The sequence below is a fragment of the Paraburkholderia ultramafica genome, assembly GCF_902859915.1.
Lineage (GTDB): Bacteria > Pseudomonadota > Gammaproteobacteria > Burkholderiales > Burkholderiaceae > Paraburkholderia > Paraburkholderia ultramafica.
This window is the reverse complement of sequence record NZ_CADIKK010000123.1, coordinates 1-2353: the sequence shown is the minus strand read 5'-3', so window position 1 is coordinate 2353 and position 2353 is coordinate 1. Positions and strand designations below refer to the sequence as shown.

The 2353-nt window shown below is 55.3% G+C and carries 1 protein-coding gene and 3 pseudogenes; 1 reads left to right on the top strand and 3 read right to left on the bottom strand.

Features of this window, described 5'->3' with window-relative positions:
• A pseudogene (locus HV744_RS36425) lies at positions 1–110 on the top strand (DDE-type integrase/transposase/recombinase); the annotation flags it as partial.
• Between the two features lie 56 nt (positions 111–166).
• Here the strand turns inward: HV744_RS36425 and HV744_RS36420 are convergent.
• The 3 genes and pseudogenes from HV744_RS36420 to HV744_RS36410 all read right to left on the bottom strand — a co-directional run.
• Positions 167–376: pseudogene (locus tag HV744_RS36420) on the bottom strand (DDE-type integrase/transposase/recombinase); the annotation flags it as partial.
• 92 nt (positions 377–468) lie between these two features.
• Positions 469–1602 carry a group II intron maturase-specific domain-containing protein gene (locus HV744_RS36415; RefSeq protein ID WP_246279383.1) on the bottom strand — a complete coding sequence of 378 codons (1134 nt, stop codon included), beginning with the start codon at positions 1600–1602 and terminating at the stop codon, positions 469–471.
• Between the two features lie 204 nt (positions 1603–1806).
• Positions 1807–2244: pseudogene (locus HV744_RS36410) on the bottom strand (IS6 family transposase); the annotation flags it as partial.
• Between the last annotated feature and the right edge of the window lie 109 nt (positions 2245–2353).

The window sequence follows — 2353 nt, the reverse complement described above, 5'->3', positions numbered from 1 at the left end:
CGTGGCGCGTCGACGAAACCTACCTGAAGATTCGAGGCAAGTGGGTCTATCTTTATCGGGCGGTCGATCGGGCCGGTCAAACGGTCGACTTCATGCTCAGGGCAAAGCGCGGGTTCTGTCGCGGTAAGAAAGTCTGGACGGAACAAGGCAATATATACAGGACAACTTACATAGCGAGGAAATAGAACTGCTCGGCCACCGAGCGCTTCGGTACAGCACCATCGATCATCTGGCCTTTCGCGATCATGTGCATGACCTCAATTCCGCTCAGCAGAATCCGGGCGCAGCGAAATGCCTTGAATCCCAGCATGGGTCGGGTACGGCGCTTGATCGCCCGATGGTCCTGGTCGGGTAGCCGTACCGCATTACTGCGGTACGGCCCCCCAAGAACCGTACGTGCGCCTTTAGGAGCATACGGCTCAAGCCTCTACAAAGGCATCTGTCGACACCCGGTGGCACAACTTCTTGTCAGGCGTGTTGCGGAGTTCTACGGCAATTGAGATGGTGCACTTGAAGGTTGCCTGCGGCATCCGTCCCACCGTCGGTTGGCTTCACAATATGCGAAACATCCCAGCGAGTGGTCATTGTGATGGGCTGCTGACAATTGGAACACGTGCCATCTTGCCTTAGCCAGACACGGTACAGCTTACCGCGCCCGCGCGCCGAGTTCAGCATCTTCTGGCCCCATCGGGATTCGAAGTACGGCGCCCATTGCGGATCGTGCGGATTGGCGCCCGCCTTGATCTTGACATGCCGTTTGATTGGCGTGTCCGCAACCTTCAGCAAGGTGACCTCTCTTGTCGTGCCATCCTCTTCTTTTTCTGTGGCGGCAAATACCCAATCCCGGAGACCTTTGGTTTTGAAGTATTTCGTTTTTATCCATCGGGCGCCTTTGTTAGGATGCCTTCTTGCCGCCCATCGCCATAGCATTGACCAGACCTCGTGATCAACCCGATCGAAGGTCTTCTTAGCGACTACATGGCTGTGATAATTCGCCCATCCTCGTACAACAGGATTGAGCAGCCTTATCAGGTTCGCCTGTTTAGCCATTTTGTTGGCCTTGATGATTTCACGAATTTTGTCAAGATGAGCCTTGACGTTCGCTTTCGACGGTTTCATCAGTAGCTTGCCGTTGTACTTGCGAATGTTCCATCCGAGGAAATCAAACCCGTCCTTGATGTGCGTTATCCTGGTCTTTTCTGGTGACAAGACCAGCCCGCGTTCCGCCAGAAATTCGGCTACTGCCGGCCTGACTTCATGTTCCAGCCACTCTTTCGAGTGGCCGGTAATAATGAAATCGTCCGCGTAACGCACCATGTTCATTTTCAGTCCTCTCTGTCTGGCTCGCGGGAATTTTTCCGCGAGCCTCGCTTCGAGGCCATCGAGCGTCATGTTGGCTGCCACCGGTGAGATGATTCCCCCTTGCGGGGTGCCGGCGGCAGTGGGGAAGAGTTCGTTTTGATACACGTATCCCGCTTTGAGCCACTTCTTTAGGATCACCTTGTCCGTGGGGATATTGGCGAGCATCCAGTCGTGGGAAATTTTGTCGAAACAGCCTTGAATGTCAGCCTCCAGCACCCATAGCCATTTCCGCTCGTTCAACCTAACGACCCTATTGCAGATTCAAATGTTTTCACCATACCGACTATCTGGCACTCATCTGGCGTATGGCTGCCAGAAGGGCACGCCTCTCGCGATTGATACCCCGCGCCTTGCGGCGCTTCGTTACGTTGTCAGAGCCGCTCTTGATTCAGGCTCCTAGATTCACCGGGTAACCGGTGGTTCACTCCTTCTATGCTGCGCGAAGGGCGAACAACTTCTGTAAGCGACTTCGTGTCGCACTTCCACGATGTTGTTGAGATATTTGACCTGTTGGATCTTGATGGGCACCTCACGCTCGGCGTTCACGGCGTGCAACCCGGCCAGATTGGCGCCACTTTTGTCGATGGTTACGGTGTCGGGCGCGCCATTCTGATCGATGGCCTTCTCGAAGTACCGTCGGGCCGCTTCCTTGTCACGCCTGGCTCGCAGCAGGAAGTCAACGGTGTCGCCAGCCTTGTCGACGGCGCGATACAGATATGTCCACTTCCCTTTGACTTTGATATAGGTCTCATCGACACGCCAGTTCTTGCCGACCGGGCGCTTGCAGCGGCGGAACGTCTTTTCAAGCACCGGCAGAAGCTTGATGGCCCACCGGTGCACGGTCGAATGATCGACCGCGATCCCGCGTTCGGCCATCATCTCTATATGAACGCCTCCCGTTTGCGACGGTTTTTCGTGTGTTCAGACGACGACAGGATGGGTTGCAGCTCTATATCCGGGCTTGTTGCAGCCTGATACGCTGCGGCCCACT